We start from the raw sequence: 23,235 nt of genomic DNA on the forward strand, positions 1-23,235 counted from the left end.
ATTTGATCGAGGCCAAAATGTTTAATTTCAAGGTGAGGTCGCTTGCGACCAAGCTGATCCTCGTGACTGGCTGTGCAATAACCGCTGTTCTGGTCGCATCCAATTCCTTCCTCATCTCTCAGACCAGTAACCGGGTCCATTCGCTGACGATGGATCAGGCCAATACCGAGGCGCGGGCAATCGCCAGCGTCATCGCTGCCGATGTCGGCGAACTGGCAAGCGCCGCACGCTCGATGGCAGGCGTTATCGGCCGTGCTCACGAAGCAAGTTCGATGGATCGTCCGGGCATCGTCAATGTTCTCAAGGCCAATGTCGAGCAGAACGTCTTTGCGTTCGGAAGCTGGTTCTGTGAGCAGATCGGCCTTTTTGACGGCCAGACGACCGAGATCGCCAACAGGCCGGAACTCGGCACCAACGAAACCGGCGCTTTCGCGCCATACTGGTCGAAAACCCAGAAGGGCGAGATTCAGTTCTCCACTTTCAAGAACGACTACACGGCTGAATGGTACGCGCTTGTTGCAAAGACCGGAAAAGGCGCGATTACGCAGCCTTATCTGGCCGAAGGTACGGATGTTCCCACGACGATGACATCGCTCGCCTACCCGGTCATGTCCGGTGGCAAGATGATTGGCGTTGCCGGTGTCGATATCTCGCTTTCGTCCCTTTCGCAAAAGCTTCAGGCATTGCGGCCGTTCGAGACCGGGCGCGTGACCCTCATTTCGCAAGGCGGGCAGTGGCTCGTGCCTCCGACGCCGGATCAGAACATGAAGGCGTATGATGGCGAAGGGCAAAACATCGTTCAGGCCGCCATTACCTCCGGCAAGCAGGGGCTGATTGAAAATCTGGGCCTCGACACCGATACACCCTACAACCGCCTTGTCTATCCGTTCGCCGTGCCGGGCCTCAACGCCACCTGGGTGGTTCTGGTGGACATTCCCCATCAGGCGCTCAATACGCCGGTGCAGGAACAGACCTATCTGATGATCGTGGGCGCTATCGTCATCCTCGCCGCCGTCATCTTGGCGCTCTATTTCGCCGTCCGCCATTTCGTTCGCAAGCCTCTGGCGGCACTTGTATCCGACGTCAGGACGCTGAGTGAAGGCCGCTACGATGTTCCGGTATCCGGGCAGGAGCGAACCGATGAAACGGGGGCCGTTGCATCCGCGCTGGAGGGGTTCCGGGCGAAACTTGCCGGCATCCGTGAGGTGGAAGCCGAAGCGGCAACACAGCGCGGCAATGCGGAAGCTGAACGTCAGCGGTCCGAAATGGAACGGAATGAAAATAGCCGCATGCAGCAGCACATCGTCGCCATTCTTGGTAATGGGCTTACCGAACTCTCGAATGGCAATCTGACCCACCGCATCACCGAGGAATTTCCCGGGGAATATGCAAAACTGCGCAGTGACTTCAACGCAGCGCTCGCGAGCCTCGAGGAGACGGTTTCGACCGTTAACGCCACGGTCGTCAGTATCGGTAACGGTACGGGGGAGATCACCCGCGCGGCAAGCGACCTGTCGCACCGCACCGAGCAGCAGGCGGCAAGTCTCGAGGAGACCGCAGCAGCACTCAACCAACTGACGGCGCAGGTCAATTCCAGTGCCGAGAACGCCGCGCAGGCTGCCGGAGCGGTCAATACGACCTGCGAGGATGCCGGAAAGTCCGGCGAGGTCGTACAGAGAGCCGTCAATTCGATGGAGGGCATTGCCCAGTCGTCGCAGGAAATCTCCCGCATAATCGGTGTCATCGACGAAATTGCTTTCCAGACCAATCTTCTGGCATTGAACGCGGGTGTGGAAGCGGCACGGGCCGGGGAGGCCGGAAAGGGCTTCGCCGTCGTGGCTCAGGAAGTACGTGAACTCGCCCAACGTTCGGCGACCGCTGCCAAGGAAATCAAGGCGCTCATCAACACCTCTGCAACCCAGGTTGGCGAAGGCGTGGAGCTTGTCGGCCAGGCTGGCGAAACCATGAAGAAGATCGCCGATCAGGTCATGCATATCAACCATCTGATCCGGCAGATTTCCGCATCGGCCAGCGAACAGGCTGTCGGTCTCAAGGAAATCAACGCCGCCGTTACACAGATGGATCAGGTTACGCAGCAGAACGCGGCCATGGTGGAGGAAACCACGGCGGCCAGCGTCACCTTGAATGGCGAGGCGGGAACGCTGAAGTCGTTGGTTGCAGGGTTTACCGTTTCCGGTAGCCGGCAGACCCAACAGTTGCGTGACGTCGCGGCAACGATGCGGGCGCCTGTTGCCCCGCAGCCTGCGCAAGGCCGGGTCGCCCCACCGCGTGCACGACCGCAGACACATGGCGCAAACGCGCTGGCGCAGGATGACTGGACGGAATTCTGAAGCGTTCGTCACACCAACAAAAAAGGCCGCCGGGAGAGCCGGCGGCCTTTTTCATGATCTCAATTTTTCATCAAAGACGGGCGAAACGCTCGGTCAGCAGCTGGAAAAAGCCGTCGGAATCGACATTGCGGATCACGCGGGCATTGCGCGCGCGGTCTGTCACTCCCCACCAGTCCACCACCGTCATGCCCATGGTCAGTTCCGAGTTGACCTCGATCTCGACATTGCAATCCCGTCCTTCGAACAGGTCTGGCTTGAGAAGGTAGGCGATGACGCTCGGATCGTGCAGCGGACCGCCATCGGACCCATATTTCTCGACATCGAAACGCTCGAAGAATTCCAGCATTTCCGCCATGGCGATTGCCGGTCGCGTGCCGATATCGCGAATGCGGGCGACACGCTCTTTCGTCGTCAGCAGCTTATGCGTAACGTCGAGAGGCATCATGACGATCGGAATGCCGGAGCGGAATACGATATCGGCGGCCTGCGGGTCGACATAGATGTTGAACTCTGCAGCTGGGGTGATGTTGCCACCCTCGAAGAAACCGCCGCCCATCATCACCAGTTCCTTGACGCGGCCCGCGATTTCCGGTGCCTTCTGAAGCGCCAGCGCCACGTTCGTCAAAGCGCCGAGCGTGCAGAGTGTCACAGTGCCGGCAGGTTCGTTGAGTAGCGTCTCGATGATGAAGTCGACCGCGTGCTGTTTCTGGGCCGCCATCGTCGGCTCGGGAAGAACGGGGCCGTCGAGGCCCGTACTGCCGTGAACATGTTCGGCGGTGATCGGCTTGCGCACCAGCGGCTTTTCCGCACCCTCATAGACGGGAACGTCGGTGCGGTTGGACAGTTCGCAGATGATGCGAATGTTGCGGCTCGTCAGTTTCAGCGGAACATTGCCCGCGACGGCACAGAGGCCGAGGATTTCGAGTTCTTCCGGGCTTGCAAAGGCCAGCATGATTGCCGCCGCATCGTCCTGCCCGGGATCTGTATCTATGATGATTTTTCTGCGATCTGCCATTTTTTCCGCCTTTGAAGGTAAGGCGCTTTTTTCGAGCGGCAAACGAGCATTTGTCAAGTCTCATTGCTTGAGGCGACCTGTCTTGCGTTTGGCGTTTCGCATTCCCATATTGCTTGTGCCGATCCATCCAATCGGCAAGGTTGCCGGAATCGGGGCCGAAAACGTCGCTTGGTTGCAAGGACAGATCGAAAATGAGTCGTATGACGCCATTCACCCACCCGCTTTTGCTGGGTTTCGATGCCATGGAAAAAACGCTTGAGCGCATGGCAAAAGCCAATGATGGTTATCCACCCTATAATGTCGAGCGGTTGCCCGGCTCCGAAGAAGCACCGGAACGGCTGCGCATCACCATTGCAGTCGCCGGTTTTTCCGAAGACGATCTTGATGTCACCATTGCTGACAACCAGTTGGTCATCCGCGGTCGCCAGCAGGATCAGGACAGGGAGAAGCGGGATTTTCTTTATCGTGGCATCGCTGCCCGCCAGTTCCAGCGCGTGTTCGTGCTTGCCGATGGCATGCAGGTGAAGGACGCCAGTTTGCGTAATGGCCTGCTATTCATCGATCTCGTCCGCCCCGAAATCTCCAATGTGGTGAAGAAAATTAATATTTCCGTCTCAAAGTAGAACGTGAACGCCAGAATCGGATGCTCGGTCGGTGTGTAGAAGGAGGCTGAAATATGCTGTTGAGAGAAGCGCATGCGCGCCTTACCCAGTCTCAACTCGCCCATATCGGCGAAGGTGAAGTGGGATATATACGCAAAATCCGGGCTGAAGATGTCAGCCGCTGCTTTCCCGAAGCGCCGGATCTCGATCCTCAGCTCGACCTGTGGGCGCTGTTCGCGGCGGATGGTACGCCAATCCTCCTGACCGACAACCGCTCCAGCACCTTTTTCAAGGCCGCTGAAGACGAACTGACGACGGTCAGTCTGCATTAAGCCATAACGCGGTAAGGTTTCGGGCGATCTGCCGAAATGGAAAGCCCGCCGTTTGAGCGGGCTTTGTTGTCTTCAGGTGTATTACAGGAAAGGCCGGTCCGGCATATCGTCGATCGAAACCACGCCGTCCTTGTTGCGGTCGAGCCGCTCGAACATCTTTTCACCGGCAGAGGTGAACTCGGCTTTGCTGACCTGACCGTTTTCATCGCTATCCGCCATGCGGATCAACGCCAGGCCCGCCCGTTTGCCGCCATGTTTACCCCAGCCCGGGTGACCGAATCGGCCGTCCTGTTCGCGTTCCGCATGTCTTTCAGCCCGCTTGGCGTCAGCCTTGGCATCCTCCCGCTCTGGACGCGGATGCGCGGCGCGGAATTCTTCCATCTTCGCCTGACGGTATTCCCGCATTTCCTTCGGCGTGATGCTGCCGTCCTTGTCCTTGTCGATCTCGGTAAAGAGCGTGTCCTGACGGGCTACCAGTTCTTCCTTGGAGATCTTGCCGTCCTTGTTGGTGTCGGCAACCTTCAGCAGGTGAACGAAGGCGGCCTCCTGACGGACCGGCATGCGGTCTCCATGGCCCCTGCCGGGGGGAGGCGGAGCGGCGAAGCTTGTTGTCACGGCGGTGCCGAGAATGAGGGCCGCGCCGAGAGCAGAGAGGGTGATGTTTCGCTTTGATGTCGTCATAACCTTGTCTTCCTTTGGTGTCCCTGAAGAAAAGGTAGTGCCGGGCTGGCCAGCCCGCCACTTAAACATCCGTAAGGTGGATGAAGAAGTCGTAATGTTTTCTGCGACTTCTACTTGTCCGATGTCGGCTTTGCCGTCGTCAGCCCGCTGAGGAAGCCGGTCAGGTCATCTGTGACGTAGTCGATATGCTCATCCGTTTCGGCGGGAATTTCCCAGCGCTCCATGATGACGCCTTCGAGGTTCGAGGGAACGAGCAGAACAGTTTTCATTCCAAGCGTCTTGGGCGCGGCAAGATTGCGCGGCAGGTCTTCGAACATCGCTGCACGCTTTGTATCCAGCTTGGCGAGGTTCGCAAATTTCTCATATGTGGCGCTTGCCGGTTTCGGTAGATAACCCGCCGCGACGATATCGAATATGTCCTCGAAATTATCGAGGATACCCAGCGCGCCTGCCGCTGCCTGAGCGTGCTTGACGCTGCCATTGGTCAGGATGAACTTGCGGCCGGGCAGAGCCTTGATCGCTTCGCCAAGCTCCGGGTGCGGCTTGAGCGCGGAATAGTCGATGGCGTGTGCCCGTTCCAGAAACTCGTCTGGGCTGATGCCGTAGTGGATCATCAAGCCCTGTAGCGTCGTGCCATGCTCGTGATAATAGCGTTTCTGCAATGCCCGCGCCTCGTCGGTGTCGAGTTGCAGCAACTCGGCGACATAGGCGGTCATGTTGCGATCAATCTGCGAGAACAGATTGACGTGATGTGGGTAGAGTGTGTTGTCGAGATCGAAGACCCATTCCGTGACATGGGAGAAATCGGCAATATCGGGCAGGTTTTTCGGCTTCTTGTCCATGGGCTGCTTTATGCCTCGTTCGCATGCCGAAGAAAATCGAAAAGACGACAGAACGCAAGAAAACTGCCCTTGGCGACGAGAGGCAGTGCATGATACCGCCACGCCATGGAACTCTGGATCGGCATTACTTTCGCAAGCGCCTTCTTGCAAAATCTGCGCTCCACGCTGCAGAAGCATTTGAAGGGCAGCATGGGTACAACAGGCGCGACTTTCGTGCGCTTCGTTTTCGGCATGCCTTTCGCGCTTGCCTATCTGGCTTTTTTGCATGTCGGGCTTGGCCGCCCATTCCCGGTTGCGAACCTGGACTTCGCGATTTGGGCCATCATCGGCGCAACGGCCCAGATCATTGCGACCTTTCTGCTGGTGCATCTTTTCTCGTTTCGGAATTTCGCGGTCGGCACTGCCTATTCCCGCACCGAACCTGCGCAAGCGGCCCTCTTCGCGCTTGTCTTCGTTGGCGAAAGCGTCACGCCGGGAACCGTGCTTGCCATCGCGATTTCAGTCGCGGGCGTCATGCTGATCTCGGTCGCACGAACTGAAATTACCCCTGCGTCCATCGTCACATCCATTTTCAGCCGGACAGCGGGTGTAGGCCTTGCATCGGGCGCCTTCTTTGGTCTTTCTTCCGTGGCTTACAGGTCGGCATCTCTGGCGCTGGGGCCGAGCCTGCCGCAACCCGATGCCATGATGCAGGCTGGCTTCACGCTTGTCGTCGTGATCGTGATGCAGACGGTTTCGATGTTCCTGTGGATCGTCTGGCGCGAGCGCGAGGAGCTGCCGCGTATCGCAAAGGTCTGGAAGCCATCGCTTGCTGTCGGCTTTGTTGGGGCAACGGCATCATTCGGCTGGTTTACCGCCATGACATTGCAGCAGGCGGCGGTGGTCAAGGCGCTGGCACAGGTCGAAATGCTGTTTGCCTTCGCCTCGACGGTCCTGTTTTTCAAGGAAAAGATCAACCGGCTCGAAATTTCGGGCTGCCTGTTGATCGTCTTCGGTGTTCTGTCGCTTCTGGCCTTCGGCTGAGAAAGCGGGCGTGATGGGCAGGCTTTCCGCCCATCACAGAAACTCGATCAGGGTACGATCAGCGTACCGGCACCCTCGGTGAATATTTCCAGAAGAACGGAATGCGGGGTCTTTCCATTGAGGATGACCACACCCTGTACGCCCGCCTTGATGGCTTCGATGCAGGTTTCGACCTTGGGGATCATGCCACCGGAAATCGTGCCATCCTTGATAAGCGCGCGGGCCTGCGACACCGTGAGCTCCTTGATGAGTTCCTTGTTCTTGTCGAGGACACCGGGAACATCGGTCAGGAACAGCAGGCGGCTTGCATTGAGCGCACCGGCAATGGCGCCCGCAAACGTATCCGCATTGATGTTGTAGGTCGCACCGTCGCGGCCTGGAGCAACCGGAGCGATAACGGGGATCATTTCAGACTTTGCCAGAAGGTCGAGCAGGGTACGGTCGACCTCGACAACCTCGCCGACAAAACCGAGGTCGAGAACACGCTCGATGTTACTGTCGGGGTCGATGACGGTCTTTTTCGCCTTTTCGGCGAAGACCATGTTGCCGTCCTTGCCGCAAAGGCCGATTGCCCATTCGCCTGTCTGGTTGATGAGGGCGACGATTTCCTTGTTGATGGAGCCTGCGAGAACCATCTCGACAATCTCGACGGTCTTGGCGTCGGTGACGCGCAAGCCACCTTCGAACTTCGACTCGATGCCCATCTTTGCAAGCATTGCCCCGATCTGCGGTCCTCCGCCGTGCACTACGATGGGGTTGATGCCTGACTGCTTGAGAAGTGCGATGTCTTCCGCGAAAGCCTTGCCGAGTGTCGTGTCTCCCATGGCGTGCCCGCCATATTTCACGACAATGGTCTTGTTTTCATATTTCTGCATGAAGGGCAGAGCCTGCGCGAGCAGCCGTGCCTGTGTTTCGCTTTCGGAAGCAGTCATGGAAAAACCCCGGTCTATGATTTCGGCCTTCAAATCGTTATCGCGACCTAAAGCCTTTCAACGCTCTAAAGCAAGTTTTTGACGGATGAAATAACGGCCGGGCCTTATTGTGGCGTACGGACATAAAATTCTGCCGGAGCCGACGGATCCTTGCGTAATATGATTGACATATAACGCCAATCGGACCAGCCTTGTGACTGGAAGGGGAGGGGTTATTCAGCGGGGCGATATGATAACGCTACCCGCCGCGAGTGTGCGGCGGCCTGAAGACCGAGGAGTTCTAGAGCACATGACGGTTCCGGATCGAGACAAGCGTAGCGGCCTGCGAGACGAAGTCCTTGCCGGCGAATTCGTTTTGGGTGTCTTGCCGCCGGAAGATATGGCCGAGCTTTCCAGACGTGTTGGAAACGATCACCAGTTTGCGGCCATGGTCAAGCGCTGGCAGGAGAATCTGGCCGAAACGGAATATCGCGAAAAGGCCGCGATTGCAGTTCTCTTGAAAGAAGATCCCACACGCCGAAGACTTGTTTCCCGGGGACTGCCGAACGGAAAGCGCGCCATGCTGGCCTTGGTTTTTGCCGAAATCTGGAATTCGGTTCGTTTCTGGCGCCTCTTGGCGCTGACGGCGATGCTCTGGACCGCCGTCCTGCTTTTCACGATCGCCTGACCGCAGCCGTTCGCCTCAGAGGGTGATGGTGCGGATGATCTCGGCGCGCAGCGCATCCAGTCCGAAAGTTTTCTCAGACGACGTTGCCAGCACTTCCGGATAGGCGGCTGGGCGCTTGCGGATTTTTTCCAACGTCTCGTTGACGAGGCGCGGAACACCCGCTTCCTTGATCTTGTCGGTCTTGGTCAGAACGATCTGATAGGAAACGGCGGCCTTGTCGAGAAGGGTCAGCACTTCCTCGTCGTTCTTTTTGACGCCATGGCGCGAATCGATCAGCACGTAGACGCGTTTCAGCGTCGCGCGGCCGCGCAGATAGTCGAAGACCAGCTTCGTCCACGCGTCCACCTGATCCTTGGGTGCCTGCGCGTAGCCATAGCCGGGCATGTCGACAAGCGCCATAGGCGGCAGATCACCCGCCTCGCCGGAATAACCGTCGGGAACGAAGTAGTTCAGTTCCTGCGTGCGGCCCGGTGTGTTCGATGTGCGTGCCAGACCCTTGTGGCCGACCAGCGCATTGATGAGCGAGGATTTGCCGACATTGGAGCGGCCGGCAAACGCGATTTCCGGCGGCCCCTCGGGCGGCAGGAATTTCATCGCAGGCACGCCGCGAATGAAAATCCATGGACGCCCGAACAGGGGCTTTTCGTTGGCTACGCCGGTCTGCGTCATTTCGATTGCACCGGCTTTCGTTTGAACAATCCCTTGAGATTGTCAAACAGCTCGATCTTGGCACCATGGCGCTTCATGATGAGGGCCTGCTGCGTGACGGACAGGGTGTTGTTCCATGCCCAGTAGATGACCAGACCAGCAGGGAAGGACGCCAGCATGAAGGTGAAGACCAGCGGCATCCAGGTGAAGATCATGGCCTGCGTCGGATCGGGCGGCGTCGGGTTCATGCGCATCTGGATGAACATCGTGATGCCCATGATAATCGGCCAGACGCCGATCATCAGGAAATGCGGAACGTCGTACGGCAGCAGCCCGAACAGGTTGAAGAGCGAGGTCGGATCGGGCGCGGAAAGGTCATGGATCCAGCCGAAGAACGGCGCATGCCGCATTTCGATGGTGACGTAGATGACCTTGTAGAGCGCGAAGAAGACCGGGATCTGCAGCAGCATCGGCCAGCAGCCGGCAACCGGGTTGATCTTCTCTTCCTTGTAGAGCTGCATCATCGCCTGCTGCATGGCCATGCGGTCATCGCCATGCTTGGCCTTCAACTCTTCCATCTTCGGCTGAACGCGCTTCATGTTGGCCATGGAGGCGTACTGCTTGCTGGCAAGCGGGAAGAACAGGAGCTTCACGACAATGGTGGTCAGCAGGATCGCAACGCCGAAGTTGCCAAAATAACGGAAGAAGAAATCCATCAGTTTGAACATCGGCTTGGTGATGAAGTAGAACCAGCCCCAGTCGATCAGCAGATCGAACTTCGGAATGGCGTACTGGGACTCATAACGGTCAACCAGCGGCACTTCCTTCGCGCCAGCGAACACAAGGCTCTTCAGGTCGATCGACTGGCCGGGTTCAACGGTGATCGAGTCGCCCTTGAAGTCGGCCTGATAGCGCGGCTGACCGTCGGTGAAGTGCGAGTAACGTGTTTCGAACGGCGTCGTCTGCGGCGGAACGATCGCTGCCGCCCAGTACTTGTCGGTAATGCCGAGCCAGCCACCGGTCGCCTTGGGAACCGTAACAGGGGCTTCCTCGACATCCTTGTAGTTTTCTTCCGTCAGACTGCCATCAGTGCCCGAGACGCCGAGGAAGCCTTCGTGAATCACGAAGACGGAGGGCGTTGCAGGCTTGTTGTTGCGGGTAACGCGCCCGTAGGTGGCGAAGGAAACCGCTTCCTGACCGGGGTTCTGGACCTTGTCGGCGATCGAGATCATGTAGTGTTCATCGATCGACACGGTTCGCGAGAAAACGACGCCCTTGTCGTTGGTGTAGGTCAGCGTGACCGGGGTCGTTTCCGTCAGCTTGTCACCGCTCGAAAGCGCCCAGACGGTCGCCGGACCTGGAACCGAGCCGATGGCGTTTCCTGCGATGTAGCCAAGTTCGGCGAAGTATCCGTCCTTGGAGTCGGACGGCGAAAACAGCGTGATGATCGGGCTCGAGTCATCAACGGTCTCATGGTACTCCTTGAGCCGGATGTCATCGAAGCGTGCGCCCGTCAGGTTGATAGATCCCTGAATGGCATTGGTGTCGATTGCAACGCGCTGGTTCTTGGCGAGCGATTCTTCGCGGGTCGCGGTTGCTGCGGGCTGCGCGGCAGAGCCGGGCAGGGAGCCCTGTACGGCGCCACCCTGGGCGGCCGGGGTTCCGGCCTGCTGCTGCGTCGTCTGCTGCTGCGCCTGGCGAGCCTCTTCGGCGCGGCGCTGCTCCTCGATGCGCGGGTTCATGTAAAGGAATTGCCAGGCAAGGACGATGACAACCGAAAGGGCTATCGCGATGAAGTAATTACGGTTCTTTTCCATCATTCTTTCCTGGAGCGGGTCTCCTGGGACCGTTTCGGTTTCGCCGTTCCTTCAATGCGCTCGATCAGGAGCGACTGGAGTTTCGGGAAGGTTACATCAAGAACATCCCGGCGGGCGACAATCACATAGTCATGGCCGGGCTTCATTGCGAATCCGGCAGAAAGCCTGACGGCTTCTTTCAGGCGGCGGCGCATGCGATTTCGCTCGACCGCGTTTCCCTGCCTTTTCGTCACGGTAAAGCCGACGCGTGGGTCGGTCTCCGGGGATCGGCGATCGAGCACTTCCATGAGGAACGTGCTGCCACGCCGTTTTTCTCCCGCCTGCACGGCAAGGAAATCCGACCGGTTTTTCAACCGGTCGGGTCTCTTTTTATTCTGCGTCATGTGCCCGCGACTTTCATCGGGCCACACAGGCGGCGATTAAGCCGACAGACGCGCGCGGCCACGCGCACGGCGGGCTGCGAGAACTTTACGGCCGCCGGCAGTTGCCATGCGGGCGCGGAAGCCGTGACGGCGCTTGCGGACAAGCTTGGATGGCTGGTAGGTACGCTTCGACATTTATTTAATACCGCGGTGTGCGGCCCTTCTTGAATTTGCACTATTTGCAAGAGCGTTTCGTTTTTTGCACGGCTGATCCCGCCTGGGCGAGCTTTCATAGGCCGAGCGTGCGCGGCTTATAAGGGCATAGGGCCAGCAAAGTCAATCACCGAAGGGGTTTTGGTGGATCACCTCTTAGGGAAAGCGAAATTTTTTCCAGCAATCGAGGAGAGGCATGCGCTCCTCGATTTGCGAGGCTCCGGATTGTTAAAATTCGAAATTCTTTCTTAACGCTGCATTGATAGATCTCGCAGTGAGAAAGGTTATGTCAGCTTCCTTTTTTCGTCTGGCATCCTGGTTGAGGGGGAATTGCATTGAGAATTCGTGGTCGTATCAATCTTCTTGTTGGGCTCATGAGCCTCGTCGCCTGCACGATTGGCGGGCTATCCATCTATGCGGTCAGCGAATTCCGGGTAAGGACGGCTGAATTCGAAAGCGCTTCGGAGCGCGCCTACAAGGGTGAAGCGCTCAACCGTCTCGTCACCGCGGTGGTGATGGAGGCGCGCGGCATCTATGCCGCCCCCGACGTAGCGACAGCTTCGCCCTTTGCCGATGGCATCGTCAAGAACCTCGATGCAATGGAAACCCTCATCGCTTCGTGGACGCCGCTCGTTCCGTCGCAGCAAAAGGCAGCGTTCGATAATCTTGTCGGCCGCTTCAAGGAATTTAAGGCCTTTCGTCTGGAAACCGCACGTCTCGGCAAGGACGTCAGCCCCCAGGCAGCAAACCAGCAGGGCAACAACGAAGCAAACCGCGCAAATCGCAAGGCGTATCAGGCCGAAATTGATGCCGTCGTAAAAAGCGATATCGTCGAACTCGTTGCGATCGAAAAGGCAATGGGCAACTTCGGCGTGACGATGTTCTGGGTGGTTGCGATTGTCACGGTCATCGGCATCCTGATCGGCGCTGCCTTTGGTCTCTACATCGGCACGCGGCAGCTCAGCCAGCCGATCCGCAGGGTTTCGGACGTGATGAATTCGGTAGCGGATGGCAATCTCGAAACGGATGTGCCTTATCTGGATCGCAAGGATGAAATCGGAGAGATGGCCGCTGCTGTCGAAGTCTTCAAGCGCAACGGTCTTGAAGTCCGCCGGATGAATGCGCAGGAAGCGGCCATGCGTGCCAAGAGCGATGACCTTCAGGCCGGAATGGCCGTTGTCGTGGATGCCGCCGCTCAGGGTGATTTCCGTCGCCGGATCGAAAAGGACTACGGCGATGAAAACCTCAATCGCTTCGCCCAGAACATCAACGCCCTGCTTGTTGGCGTGGACAACGGAGTGTCCGAAACCAACCGCGTTATCGAAAGCCTTGCGCATGGCGATCTGACTCGCTCCATGGATGGCGAATTCCGCGGCGTCTTTGCCGAGCTTCAGGCAAACGTCAACCAGACACTTTCGAAGCTGCGCGAAACCATGGGTGAGGTCCGCACCAGCACGGAAGGCATCAGCGGCAACGCCAATGAATTGCGGTCTGCGGCTGATGATCTTTCAAAGAGAACCGAGCAGCAGGCGGCCGCGCTTGAGGAAACGTCCGCGGCGCTTGACGAGATCACTGCTGTCGTCCGCAACTCGACCGACCGTGCGCAGGAAGCCAGTCAGATGGTCTCCGAGGCAAAGCAGAAGACCGAAGAATCGTCCCGGGTCGTCAGCGATGCTGTTTCCGCCATGGATCGCATTGAGCAGGCTTCCCGCGAAATCAGCCAGATCATCAATGTCATCGATGAAATTGCATTCCAGACGAACCTGCTGGCATTGAATGCCGGTGTGGAAGCGGCGCGTGCCGGTGAGGCGGGCAAGGGCTTTGCCGTTGTTGCGCAGGAAGTTCGTGAACTGGCCCAGCGTTCCGCGACTGCCGCAAAGGACATCAAGGCGCTGATCACCAAATCCGGAGAGGAAGTCGGCCGTGGTGTCTCTCTGGTCCAGAAGACCGGTAATGCGCTCGGCGAAATCGAAACGCGCGTGCTCGCCATCAACGAACACATCCACTCGATTGCGACGGCGGCGAGAGAGCAGTCCACTGGCCTGCAGGAAGTCAGCACGGCCATCAACCAGATGGATCAGGTCACGCAGCGCAATGCGGCGATGGTGGAGGAGACATCGGCGGCCACCCATAAGCTGAGCAGTGAGGCAAGCCATCTCGTTACGCTTGTTGCCCGCTTTAAAACTGGCGCCAATGAGACGCATGGGCAGGTTCGTATAAAGCCGCAGACGCGTCCTGTTGCGATATCGGAAAAGGTGGCACCCGTCCCGTCGCCTGCCCGCAGGTTGGTCAACAGCGTCGGCCGCGCATTCAATGGTCAGGCTGCTGCCAAGGTGGAGGCCGACTGGCAGGAGTTTTAAGCAGCAGTTCCATTTTTATCTTCGGGCGCCGCCTTTCCGGGCGGCGCCTTTTTTATGTCGAAAGCACAGCCCGTCGGTACATTGGAAAAATGTTCGTTTGCTCCTATGATTGTGTTCGCATGGGATCGAGCCGTTCCCAGGAAGTTGACGGTGAATACAGGGCTGGCCCGGTTTGTTTTCAAAAGGCGTAAACAGTTTGAAAGATTCGGAGGGCAAGCCCACCCGGTATTTGACAGGACTGACGGCCGGTCTTTCCGGCCGCCTTCTGCTTTTGACCGTGATCTTCGTGATGATTGCGGAAGTGCTGATCTTCGTGCCTTCGGTCGCGAATATGCGCCTGTCATGGCTGCGCGACCGTCTGAATACGGCAGCGGCTGCCGGTGCGGTTATTGACGGTTTGCAGGCCGAGCTTCCGCAAAGTGTCCAGAACGATACCCTGATGGCGACGGGCGCGAAACTCATAGCGCTTCGCAAGGACGGCACGTCTCGCCTGCTGGCTGCAGCAGAGACGCCTCCGGGAGTCGATGAGCAGTACGATCTGTCCGACGTATCGCAGCTGACCGCGGTAAGGGACGCGTTCTCCACACTGCTGTTTGGCGGCAACCGCGTGATCCGCGTTTTTGACGTCGTTGGTGACAGTGATACCATCATCGAACTGGTGATCGGAGAGAGCAAGCTCCGCGCGGCGATGCTGGCTTATGCGCGCAATGTTTTCCTGATTTCCATCGTCCTGTCTCTGATAACCGCGGTGCTGATTTTCGTATCGATCAACCGCATCATGATACGTCCTATCCGTCGTCTGACGATCGGCATGCAGCGGTTCTCGGACGATCCGGAAAACCCGGCAGGGATATTCGTGCCTGAAGACGGCAATGACGAGTTGTCAGTGGCAGGCCGCCATCTGGCGGATATGCAGACGCAACTGCACAAAACCCTACGGCAGCAGAAAAACCTTGCCGATCTCGGGCTGGCCGTTTCGAAAATCAATCACGACATGCGCAACATCCTCTCCTCGGCCCAGCTGATGTCGGACCGGCTTGTGGATGCCAAGGATCCGATCGTCAGAAGTTTCGCACCGAAGCTGCTGCGCACCATAGACCGCGCCGTTGCCTATACCGGTGAGGTTCTGGCCTACGGTCAGGCAACGGAAGCTGCCCCGCGTCGCAGGATGAACAACCTCAGCCTGCTGGTGCAGGATGTGCGCGATATCCTCGCGATCGATCCCGACGTCGGCATCGAGTTCGAGAATGACGTTCCCGCCGATCTCATGGTCGATGCCGATGCTGAACAGCTGTTCCGCGTCGTTCACAACCTCTGTCGAAATGCGGTGCAGGCGCTGCAGTCGGAGCCGTCTGCCGCGATGCGACGGCTCTCCGTGTCGGCCAGAAAAAATGGCGGTGTCGTCAGTATTGTCATTGACGACAATGGTCCCGGAATGCCGCCTAAGGCCAAGGAGAACCTGTTTTCAGCGTTCAGGGGATCGGCGCGTTCCGGTGGGACCGGGCTTGGACTCGTCATTGCACGCGAACTGGTCCTCGCTCATGGCGGAACGATTGCACTTGTTGAAAAGCCCGGCTCAGGAACCCAGTTCCGCATCGAGATTGCCGACCGTCCCGCGTCGGTACAGGCAGCAAAAAGCGCCTGAAAACGCTGGGTTTTGCCTACCTCTAAGCGGCCTTTTTTCGGCCCCCGAAATAGCGCTGTGAAGCGGGTATAAATTTCCGGAAAAGAAAAATCGTTTAAAATCAAATAGATAAAATTATTGATACAGGAAAATGACAATTTCTCACCAAAATCGCTTGCATTCGGAATGAGGACGTTTTAGAGGATCGCCACGCCGCCGGAAACGACCGGAACGGCACGCACCCGTAGCTCAGCTGGATAGAGCACCAGACTACGAATCTGGGGGTCAGGAGTTCGAATCTCTTCGGGTGCGCCATTTATCTCCTTCTTGAAAATCAGTTATTTCGCCTGATGACACGCAGTCTGAAGATGGCGTTTGACGTTTCGAGAATTGTTCTCCTGAAAATGACGCAGCGTTTTGCAAAAATGCCTCCGGCGTTGTTTTGTGCCGGTTGTTCCGGTCCGGGTTCTTCGTTCTTCCTGATGCACTGTCACGACGAAATGCTTCGGTGAATTTGTCGCATTCATGCGCCTGTCGTCACGTGGGAATATGCCGTGCAATATTCTTCGTGCGCGGTTTGATCTATGTCAGTTTCCGCGTCCTTAGACCGCGTGACACTGATCGCATACCGGAAAGCCGCCACCGTGACCGCATATCAGGGAGAAGAACATGCTTGAGGAGCGCATCCGCAACGCGTCATTGTTGGAAAGAATTGTCAGCGCGGATGAGGCCGCAAGCCTTATCAAGGATGGCATGACCGTAGGGATGAGTGGATTCACCCGTGCGGGCGAGGCGAAGGCTGTGCCACTTGCGCTTGCAGAGCGCGCCAAGCAGCATCCGATGCAGATTACCCTGATGACCGGTGCTTCGCTTGGAAACGATCTCGACAGGACCATGGTGGAAGCCGGCATGCTGGCGCGCCGCATGCCGTTCCAGTCTGATCCGGCTCTGCGCAAGGCCATAAACGACGGCAAGGTGATGTTCATCGATCAGCACCTGTCTGAAACCGTCGAGCAGCTTCGTGGCGGCCAGATCCACGGGGTCGATATCGCCATCGTCGAGGCGGTGGCGATCACCTCCGATGGCGGGATCGTGCCGACGACTTCGGTCGGCAACTCGGCAAGCTTCGCCATCCTTGCAGACAAGGTGATCGTGGAGATCAATCTGTCGCAACCGGCTGTTCTCGAAGGACTGCACGACATTTTCATTCCGGCCAAACGTCCGACCCGCATGCCGATCCCGGTCGTCGCGCCGGATAGCCGTGTCGGCCTGCCGTTCATTCCCGTGCCGCCGGAAAAGATCGCGGCGATCGTTCTGAGCGATAAGTCGGACAGTTTTTCAACCGTTTTGCCGCCGGATGCCGAAACGAAGGCGATTGCCGGGCACCTGAGCGACTTTCTGCTGAACGAGGTGAAACAGGGGCGCATGGGCTACGAACTCCAGCCATTGCAGGCGGGTATCGGCACCATCGCCAATGCCGTGCTGCATGGGTTCATCGATACGCCGTTTCACGATCTCAAGATGTATTCGGAAGTGCTCCAGGATTCGACCTTCGAGCTTTTCGATGCCGGTAAACTGGTTTTCGCCTCCGGCTCGTCGATGACGCTCTCTTCCGAGATGAACGAACGTGTCATGCCGCGTCTGGCAGACTACAAGAACAAGTTGATCCTGCGCCCCCAGGAGGTCAGCAACCACCCGGAGGTGATCCGGCGCCTCGGTATCATCGGCATCAACACCGCGCTGGAATTCGATATCTACGGCAACGTCAATTCCACCCATGTCGGTGGAACGCATATGATGAACGGTATTGGTGGTTCGGGTGATTTTGCACGCAACGCCTACATGTCGATCTTCGTCACCAAATCCATCGCCAAGGGCGGGGCGATTTCCAGTGTCGTGCCGATGGTCAGCCATGTGGATCACACCGAGCACGATGTCGATATTCTGGTGACGGAAACCGGGCTTGCGGATCTTCGCGGGCTGGCGCCGCGCGAACGCGCTCCGGTCATCATCGCAAACTGCGTGCATGCTGATTATCGCGACGCCCTCATGGATTATTTCGAGCGGGCGTCGGCAAGAGGCGGGCACACCCCGCACCTCCTTGAAGAGGCGTTTTCCTGGCACGTCGCCTTGCGGGAGAAGGGAACGATGCTGCCCCAGTGCTAGGATTGTTGCGTCCGTTGGGACACACCGGGCGGGAAAGTCATCGGTACATCACGCCCGGTTGCTGGCTTAATCAACCAGCTTTGGGTAGAAATCTCCAACATCTCGCAGTCTTCAGGCTGCTTTCTGGTCGTGGGAGAATGACCTGATGCCGTTTCGCTTCGTGGCCATGATCGCCATCGTTGCCTTGCTCGCCGGATGTGGCGGGCGTCCCATCGGGGTAATGACGCCAACCGGAACGACAGTGGCGGGCACGACGCCGGTTAATCTTCTTGTGGCGACGACACGTGCGCCGTCGGAAAATCCGGCCGTGTTGTTTGGCGGCGAACGTGGTACCGGCCTGAAGGTCGATGCAGTGACGGTTTCCATCCCGCCGGACGCCAATCGCGAGGTGGGGCAGGTGCAATGGCCGAAAAAGCTGCCGCCTGATCCGCTGAAGGATTTCACGACGGTGGCTATCAAGCCCATCACATCGGAGGCGGAAACCAGAAGCTGGATCGGGCAGCATATCCAGAAGGACCGGCGGGTTCTGGTTTTCGTCCACGGCTTCAACAACCGCTACGAGGAATCCGTCTACCGTTTTGCGCAGATCGTGCATGATTCCCGCACGGATGTCGTGCCAGTGGTCTTCACCTGGCCGTCACGCGCAAGCATCTTCGACTACAACTACGACAAGGAAAGCACCAACTACTCGCGCGATGCGCTCGAAGAAATGCTGACCCGTCTGGCCAGAGACAAATCCATCGGTGAAATCACCGTCATGGCACATTCCATGGGTACCTGGCTTGCCGTTGAAGCGCTGCGTCAGATGGCGATCCGCAACGGCCGGGTCAATCCCAAGATCGGCAATGTCATCCTTGCTGCTCCCGACCTTGATGTGGACGTGTTCAGCCGTCAGTTTGTCAGCCTTGGCAAGACGCCGCCGCAGTTCACGCTTTTCGTGTCCCAGGATGACAGGGCGCTCAGCCTGTCGCGCCGGATTTCCGGTAATGTCGACCGTCTGGGGCAGATCGATCCTTCGGTTGAGCCTTATCGCAGCCAACTCGAAAAGGCGGGCATCACCGTTCTGGATCTCACCAAGCTGCAATCAGGTGATCGCCTTAACCACGGCAAATTTGCCGAAAGCCCTGAAGTCGTACGGCTGATTGGCGACCGGCTTATTGCGGGCCAGACGGTGACGGATTCGGATGTCGGTCTTGGTGAGGCTCTTGGCGCCGTCAGCATTGGTGCAGCGCAGACAGTCGGGACCGCAGCCAGCGTCGTTGTCAGTGCGCCGATTGCTGTGTTTGATCCGCGCACCCGTGACAACTACGGGCGTCAGGTGGAGCGATTGGGACGTTCCGTTGAGAACACGATCGGCTCGGTCGGCGATACGGCCGGTGCCGTGGTGGACGAGGATGCGCTTCGTTCGTCCAGGATCAACTGCAATGCTGCTGCCAACCGTAACAGGGCCGAATGCGGCAATCGCTGATATCTTTGTGTACAGTTTGTATTTTTGTGGATATGGTCCGGTCCAGACGTAAACTTCCGGAGTAAGTCCCATGCGTTGGAAACGCACCCTCCAGCTTCTCGATGTACATTGCGAAGGCGAAATCGGCCGTGTCGTAACTGGTGGCGCCCCGAAAATTCCGGGCAACACGGTTGCCGAGCAGCTTGACTGGATGAACAGTGATCCGAAGGGACACGCGCTGCGCCGGTTCCTGACGCTGGAGCCGCGTGGGACGCCAATGGGCTCCGTGAACCTGCTGCTGCCCCCGAAGCATCCGGATGCGCATGCCGCCTTTGTCATTCTCCAGCCTGATCAGGCCCATGCCAGCTCCGGTTCCAATTCTATCTGCGCCACGACGGCGCTGCTGGAAAGTGGAATGGTGGAAATGCAGGAGCCGGAAACGGTGGTCATGCTGGAGACGGCGGCCGGTCTGGTGAAGGCGACGGCCACCTGCCGAGACGGACGGTGCGAGAAGGTTAAGCTCACCATGGTTCCGTCATTTGTGCACGAACTCGACGTCAGTATCGAAACGCCCGAATGGGGCAAGGTGACGATGGATATCGCTTATGGCGGTATCTTCTACGCGCTGGTCGACGTGCGCCAGATCGGTCTGACGATCGACAAGGCCAATGCCGCAAAGCTGGTGGCTGCCGGCATGACGCTGAAGGATATCGTCAATCGCGAAATTCAGGTTGTTCATCCGGAAATTCCGGCGATCTCCGGTGTGGCCTACGTCATGTTCCGCGACGTGGACGCTGACGGATCGATCCGTACCTGCACGACCATGTGGCCGGGAAGGGCGGACCGTTCGCCCTGTGGAACCGGTAACTCCGCCAATCTCGCCACGCTTTATGCGCGCGGCAAGGTGAAGGTCGGCGATGAATACAAATCGCGCTCCATCATCGGTTCCGAATTCGACGTCGGGCTGTCTGCCGTCACCGAAGTCGCGGGCCGCGCCGCCGTCATCCCCACCATTGCCGGTCGCGGTTTCACTTTCGGGCTGCATCAGGTCGGCCTCGACCCGTTCGATCCGTTGGCCGATGGCTTTGCCATGACGGATGTGTGGGGACCGCAGGCAGGCGGCATCTGAAGCCATTCGAAAAAAATGCCATGAACAGCCGCCGATTTCCTTCTGCGGCTGTTTTCTTCTGATGAAAGATGCTAAGCGGGCCGGACTCCAGAAAGCTGTCGGTCTTGTATTACGCATGTCGTGATCGCAAAACCGCAGCAAATTTTGCGCGACATGCTTTAGAGGTTCTCACGATGAAGTCGATCACCCTTCGCCGCCCTGATGACTGGCACCTGCACCTGCGCGATGGCGCCGTGCTGGAGGGTGTGATTGGCGACACCAGCCGCCATTTCGCGCGCGCCATCATCATGCCGAACCTTGTGCCGCCGGTGGTCACGACTGCGGATGCCCGCGCCTACCGTGAGCGTATCGTCAAGGCCATTCCGGCTGGCGACCGTTTCGAGCCGCTGATGACGCTGTATCTGACCGAAGATACCAGTGCCGATGATGTGGAAGAGGGCAAGAAAAGCGGCCTGATCCATGCCGTCAAACTCTATCCGGCCGGTGCTACCACGAATTCGCACGGCGGCGTCAGGGATTTGAGCAAGGTTACCTCGGTTCTGGAGCGCATGGCGAAAATCGGCTTGCCGCTGTGCGTGCATGGCGAGGTCACGACACCGGAAGTCGATATTTTTGACCGCGAGAAGGCTTTCATCGACACGGTTCTGGAGCCGCTGCGCCAGCGACTGCCGGAACTGAAAGTGACGATGGAACACGTGACGACCAAGGATGGCGTGGACTACATCAAGTCCTCCAAGGCCAACCTTGCCGGTTCCATCACGACCCATCACCTTATCATCAACCGCAATGCTATTCTGGTTGGCGGTATCAAGCCGCACTATTATTGTCTGCCCGTTGCCAAGCGCGAGGAACACCGTCTGGCCCTGCGTGAAGCAGCGACCTCCGGCGATGCCCGTTTCTTCCTTGGCACGGATTCGGCTCCGCATGTCGATCCGCTCAAGGAATGTGCCTGTGGTTGCGCCGGCATCTACACCTCGATCAACACCATGAGCTGCCTCGCGCATGTGTTCGAGCAGGACAGCGCTCTCGACAAACTGGAAGCCTTCGCCTCGCTGAACGGGCCTGCATGGTATGGCCTCGCCCCGAACGAAGACACGATCACGCTGGTCAAGCGCGACGAGCAGGTCAACTTCCCCACCAAGATCGAAACCGGCGCCGGGCTTGTGACGGTGTTCGATCCTATGTTCCCGCTTTACTGGGACGTTCAATAAACCATTCAATTGCTGCCGGATTCTCCGGCAGTTTTTCTATGCACTTGCTGATCAAAAGAGGAAAACGCCGATGTCCCAATTTACATTCACTGATCGTGCCGTGGTGGCTGAGCTGGTTGCGAAGATGTTGTGGGAAATCAAGGCGGTCCACTTTAATTCCGAAAGCCCCTACACCTTCGCGTCGGGCATGAAGAGCCCGGTCTACATCGACATGCGCAAGCTCATCTCCTACCCGCGCATCCGGTCTGCCGTGATGGATTTTGCAGCGGCGAAGATCGTGGCCGATGCGGGCTTCGAGAAGTTCGATTGCGTGGCGGGTGGTGAGACGGCAGGCATTCCCTTTGCTGCTTTCCTGGCGGAGCGCCTTGGCCTGCCGATGATCTACTGCCGCAAGAAGCCGAAGGGCCATGGCCGCAACGCGCAGATTGAAGGTCACATGCCGGAAGGCGCACGGGTTCTCGTCATTGAGGATCTGACGACGGCTGGCGGTTCCATGTTCACCTTCATCGATGCCATCCGTGCGGCCGGTGGAATTGTCGATCATGGCATCGCGCTCTTCTACTACGGTATCTTCCAGGAAGCCGAAGCGCGCTTCGCGAACGGCAACGTCCAGCTGCATTACCTCAGCACATGGCGCAACGTTCTCGCCGTCGCCCGTGCCGAAAAACTGTTTGACGATAAAACCCTGTCGGAAGTTGAAGCCTTCCTCGACAATCCCCTGCCGTGGTCGGCGAAACACGGTGGCGTCAGCGAATTGCCGCAATCGTAATTTGGGGTAGTGACAGGCTGGCCTTTTGGCCTGTCGTCGTTTAAATCGATTTAAGTTTGGTTGATTTACTGGTTTGAGGAGGACCGTTATGATCCTGTGTTGTGGTGAAGCCCTGATCGACATGCTGCCAAGGCAGACAACGTTGGGAGAGGCTGGTTTTGCCCCTTACGCAGGTGGAGCGGTCTTCAATACGGCGATTGCGCTCGGGCGTCTCGGCGTACCGGCTGCGTTTTTCTCCGGTATCGCCGATGACATGATGGGCGAAATCCTGAAGGATACGCTGAAGGCCAGCAAGGTTGACTACAGCCTCTGCGCCTTCTCCAACCGCCCTTCCACGATTGCTTTCGTCAAGCTGGTGGATGGCCACGCGACTTACGCGTTCTACGATGAAGGCACGGCCGGTCGTATGCTCTCCGAGGCGGATCTTCCAAACCTCGGTCCCGACTGCGAGGCCATGCATTTCGGCGCTATCAGCCTTATTCCCGAGCCTTGCGGCAGTACCTATGAAGCCTTGCTGGTGCGGGAACATGGCAAGCGGGTCATCTCGCTCGATCCAAACATCCGCCCCGGCTTCATCAAGGACAAGCAGAAACATCTCGACCGCATCAACCGAATGGCGGCACTGTCCGATATCGTGAAGTTTTCCGATGAGGATCTTGCCTGGTTCGGTCTGGACGGCGACGAGGACACGCTTGCCCGCCACTGGCTGCACCACGGTGCGAAACTGGTGGTCGTGACCCGTGGCGCCAAAGGTGCGGTCGGTTACACCGCCAACCTTAAAGTCGAGGTCGCCTCGGAACGCGTCGAGGTCGTCGATACGGTTGGTGCTGGCGATACGTTCGATGCGGGCATTCTCGCCTCGCTGAAGATACAGGGACTGCTGACCAAGGCGCAGGTTGCCGCATTGACCGAAGACCAGATCCGGAAGGCTTTGGCGCTTGGAGCGAAGGCCGCAGCTGTCACCGTATCCCGCGCAGGCGCTAATCCGCCCTGGGCGCATGAGATCGGGCTCTAAATCAGCCTATCAGACCGATCCAGCCGATA

Annotated in this window: 21 protein-coding genes and 1 tRNA gene; 14 read left to right on the forward strand and 8 right to left on the reverse strand. The window is 58.1% G+C overall.

Annotated features, from left to right (window positions below):
• The first annotated feature begins 17 nt into the window (after positions 1-17).
• The gene (locus tag N7578_RS11055) at positions 18-2,351 is read left to right on the forward strand and encodes a methyl-accepting chemotaxis protein (RefSeq protein ID WP_311110389.1); all 2,334 of its coding nucleotides are present in this window, start codon (positions 18-20) and stop codon (positions 2,349-2,351) included.
• A 70-nt stretch (positions 2,352-2,421) separates the two neighbouring features.
• Here N7578_RS11055 and N7578_RS11060 read toward each other — a convergent pair whose 3' ends face one another.
• Positions 2,422-3,366, reverse strand: a complete 945-nt coding sequence (locus N7578_RS11060; protein WP_311110390.1) for a nucleoside hydrolase — start codon at positions 3,364-3,366, stop codon at positions 2,422-2,424.
• A gap of 191 nt (positions 3,367-3,557) precedes the next feature.
• Between N7578_RS11060 and N7578_RS11065 the strand changes: the two genes are divergently transcribed.
• Positions 3,558-3,989: an Hsp20 family protein gene (locus N7578_RS11065; RefSeq protein ID WP_311110391.1), complete on the forward strand. Its 432-nt coding sequence runs from the start codon at positions 3,558-3,560 to the stop codon at positions 3,987-3,989.
• Between the two features lie 53 nt (positions 3,990-4,042).
• The gene (locus N7578_RS11070; RefSeq protein ID WP_311110392.1) at positions 4,043-4,300 is read left to right on the forward strand and encodes a DUF1150 family protein; all 258 of its coding nucleotides are present in this window, start codon (positions 4,043-4,045) and stop codon (positions 4,298-4,300) included.
• A gap of 81 nt (positions 4,301-4,381) precedes the next feature.
• On the opposite strand, the gene N7578_RS11075 is transcribed toward N7578_RS11070, so the two are convergent.
• Both N7578_RS11075 and N7578_RS11080 read right to left on the reverse strand, forming a co-directional pair.
• Entirely contained in the window at positions 4,382-4,981 is a 600-nt protein-coding gene (locus N7578_RS11075) for an EF-hand domain-containing protein (RefSeq protein ID WP_311110393.1), read from the reverse strand.
• A gap of 110 nt (positions 4,982-5,091) precedes the next feature.
• Complete coding sequence (locus tag N7578_RS11080) at positions 5,092-5,823, reverse strand: pyrimidine 5'-nucleotidase (RefSeq protein WP_311110394.1); 732 nt, start codon at positions 5,821-5,823, stop codon at positions 5,092-5,094.
• A gap of 105 nt (positions 5,824-5,928) precedes the next feature.
• Here N7578_RS11080 and N7578_RS11085 point away from each other — a divergent pair, with 105 nt between their 5' ends.
• Entirely contained in the window at positions 5,929-6,846 is a 918-nt protein-coding gene (locus N7578_RS11085; RefSeq protein WP_422646702.1) for a DMT family transporter, read from the forward strand.
• A gap of 47 nt (positions 6,847-6,893) precedes the next feature.
• On the opposite strand, the gene argB is transcribed toward N7578_RS11085, so the two are convergent.
• Positions 6,894-7,778, reverse strand: coding sequence for an acetylglutamate kinase (gene argB / locus N7578_RS11090; RefSeq protein ID WP_311110396.1), 885 nt, complete (start codon positions 7,776-7,778; stop codon positions 6,894-6,896).
• A 289-nt stretch (positions 7,779-8,067) separates the two neighbouring features.
• Here argB and N7578_RS11095 point away from each other — a divergent pair, with 289 nt between their 5' ends.
• The gene (locus N7578_RS11095; protein ID WP_311110397.1) at positions 8,068-8,445 is read left to right on the forward strand and encodes a hypothetical protein; all 378 of its coding nucleotides are present in this window, start codon (positions 8,068-8,070) and stop codon (positions 8,443-8,445) included.
• A gap of 15 nt (positions 8,446-8,460) precedes the next feature.
• Here N7578_RS11095 and yihA read toward each other — a convergent pair whose 3' ends face one another.
• Genes yihA through rpmH form a run of 4 tightly spaced genes read right to left on the reverse strand, consistent with a single transcriptional unit; the run spans position 8,461 to position 11,467 of the window.
• Entirely contained in the window at positions 8,461-9,114 is a 654-nt protein-coding gene (yihA, locus tag N7578_RS11100; RefSeq protein ID WP_311110398.1) for a ribosome biogenesis GTP-binding protein YihA/YsxC, read from the reverse strand.
• The gene (yidC, locus tag N7578_RS11105; protein ID WP_311110399.1) at positions 9,111-10,910 is read right to left on the reverse strand and encodes a membrane protein insertase YidC; all 1,800 of its coding nucleotides are present in this window, start codon (positions 10,908-10,910) and stop codon (positions 9,111-9,113) included. The genes yihA and yidC overlap by 4 nt, the downstream gene beginning before the upstream one ends.
• A complete protein-coding gene (gene rnpA / locus N7578_RS11110) occupies positions 10,910-11,293 on the reverse strand; it encodes a ribonuclease P protein component (protein ID WP_311110400.1) in 384 nt (127 codons plus the stop codon). Before rnpA ends, yidC begins: the two co-directional genes overlap by 1 nt.
• A 36-nt stretch (positions 11,294-11,329) precedes the next feature.
• A complete protein-coding gene (gene rpmH, locus N7578_RS11115) occupies positions 11,330-11,467 on the reverse strand; it encodes a 50S ribosomal protein L34 (protein WP_003493611.1) in 138 nt (45 codons plus the stop codon).
• Positions 11,468-11,820: 353 nt separating this feature from the next.
• Here rpmH and N7578_RS11120 point away from each other — a divergent pair, with 353 nt between their 5' ends.
• The 9 genes from N7578_RS11120 (at position 11,821) to N7578_RS11160 (ending at position 23,206) form a co-directional block, all read left to right on the forward strand.
• Complete coding sequence (locus tag N7578_RS11120; protein WP_311110401.1) at positions 11,821-13,845, forward strand: methyl-accepting chemotaxis protein; 2,025 nt, start codon at positions 11,821-11,823, stop codon at positions 13,843-13,845.
• 289 nt (positions 13,846-14,134) lie between these two features.
• Positions 14,135-15,490: a HAMP domain-containing sensor histidine kinase gene (locus N7578_RS11125; RefSeq protein WP_311112471.1), complete on the forward strand. Its 1,356-nt coding sequence runs from the start codon at positions 14,135-14,137 to the stop codon at positions 15,488-15,490.
• Positions 15,491-15,707: 217 nt separating this feature from the next.
• A tRNA-Arg gene (locus tag N7578_RS11130) sits at positions 15,708-15,784 on the forward strand.
• A gap of 354 nt (positions 15,785-16,138) precedes the next feature.
• Positions 16,139-17,635: an acetyl-CoA hydrolase/transferase family protein gene (locus N7578_RS11135; protein ID WP_311110402.1), complete on the forward strand. Its 1,497-nt coding sequence runs from the start codon at positions 16,139-16,141 to the stop codon at positions 17,633-17,635.
• Positions 17,636-17,780: 145 nt separating this feature from the next.
• Complete coding sequence (locus tag N7578_RS11140; RefSeq protein WP_311110403.1) at positions 17,781-19,103, forward strand: alpha/beta hydrolase; 1,323 nt, start codon at positions 17,781-17,783, stop codon at positions 19,101-19,103.
• Between the two features lie 70 nt (positions 19,104-19,173).
• Positions 19,174-20,211 carry a 4-hydroxyproline epimerase gene (locus tag N7578_RS11145; RefSeq protein WP_311110404.1) on the forward strand — a complete coding sequence of 346 codons (1,038 nt, stop codon included), beginning with the start codon at positions 19,174-19,176 and terminating at the stop codon, positions 20,209-20,211.
• A 173-nt stretch (positions 20,212-20,384) separates the two neighbouring features.
• Positions 20,385-21,422 carry a dihydroorotase gene (pyrC, locus tag N7578_RS11150; RefSeq protein WP_311110405.1) on the forward strand — a complete coding sequence of 346 codons (1,038 nt, stop codon included), beginning with the start codon at positions 20,385-20,387 and terminating at the stop codon, positions 21,420-21,422.
• A gap of 70 nt (positions 21,423-21,492) precedes the next feature.
• Positions 21,493-22,191: an orotate phosphoribosyltransferase gene (locus N7578_RS11155; RefSeq protein WP_311110406.1), complete on the forward strand. Its 699-nt coding sequence runs from the start codon at positions 21,493-21,495 to the stop codon at positions 22,189-22,191.
• 88 nt (positions 22,192-22,279) lie between these two features.
• Positions 22,280-23,206 (forward strand): carbohydrate kinase, encoded by a 927-nt coding sequence (locus tag N7578_RS11160; protein ID WP_311110407.1) that lies wholly within the window; start codon positions 22,280-22,282, stop codon positions 23,204-23,206.
• Positions 23,207-23,235: the final 29 nt, after the last annotated feature.

Origin of the sequence: Agrobacterium tumefaciens (assembly GCF_031801495.1) — a bacterium.
GTDB lineage: Bacteria > Pseudomonadota > Alphaproteobacteria > Rhizobiales > Rhizobiaceae > Agrobacterium > Agrobacterium tumefaciens_K.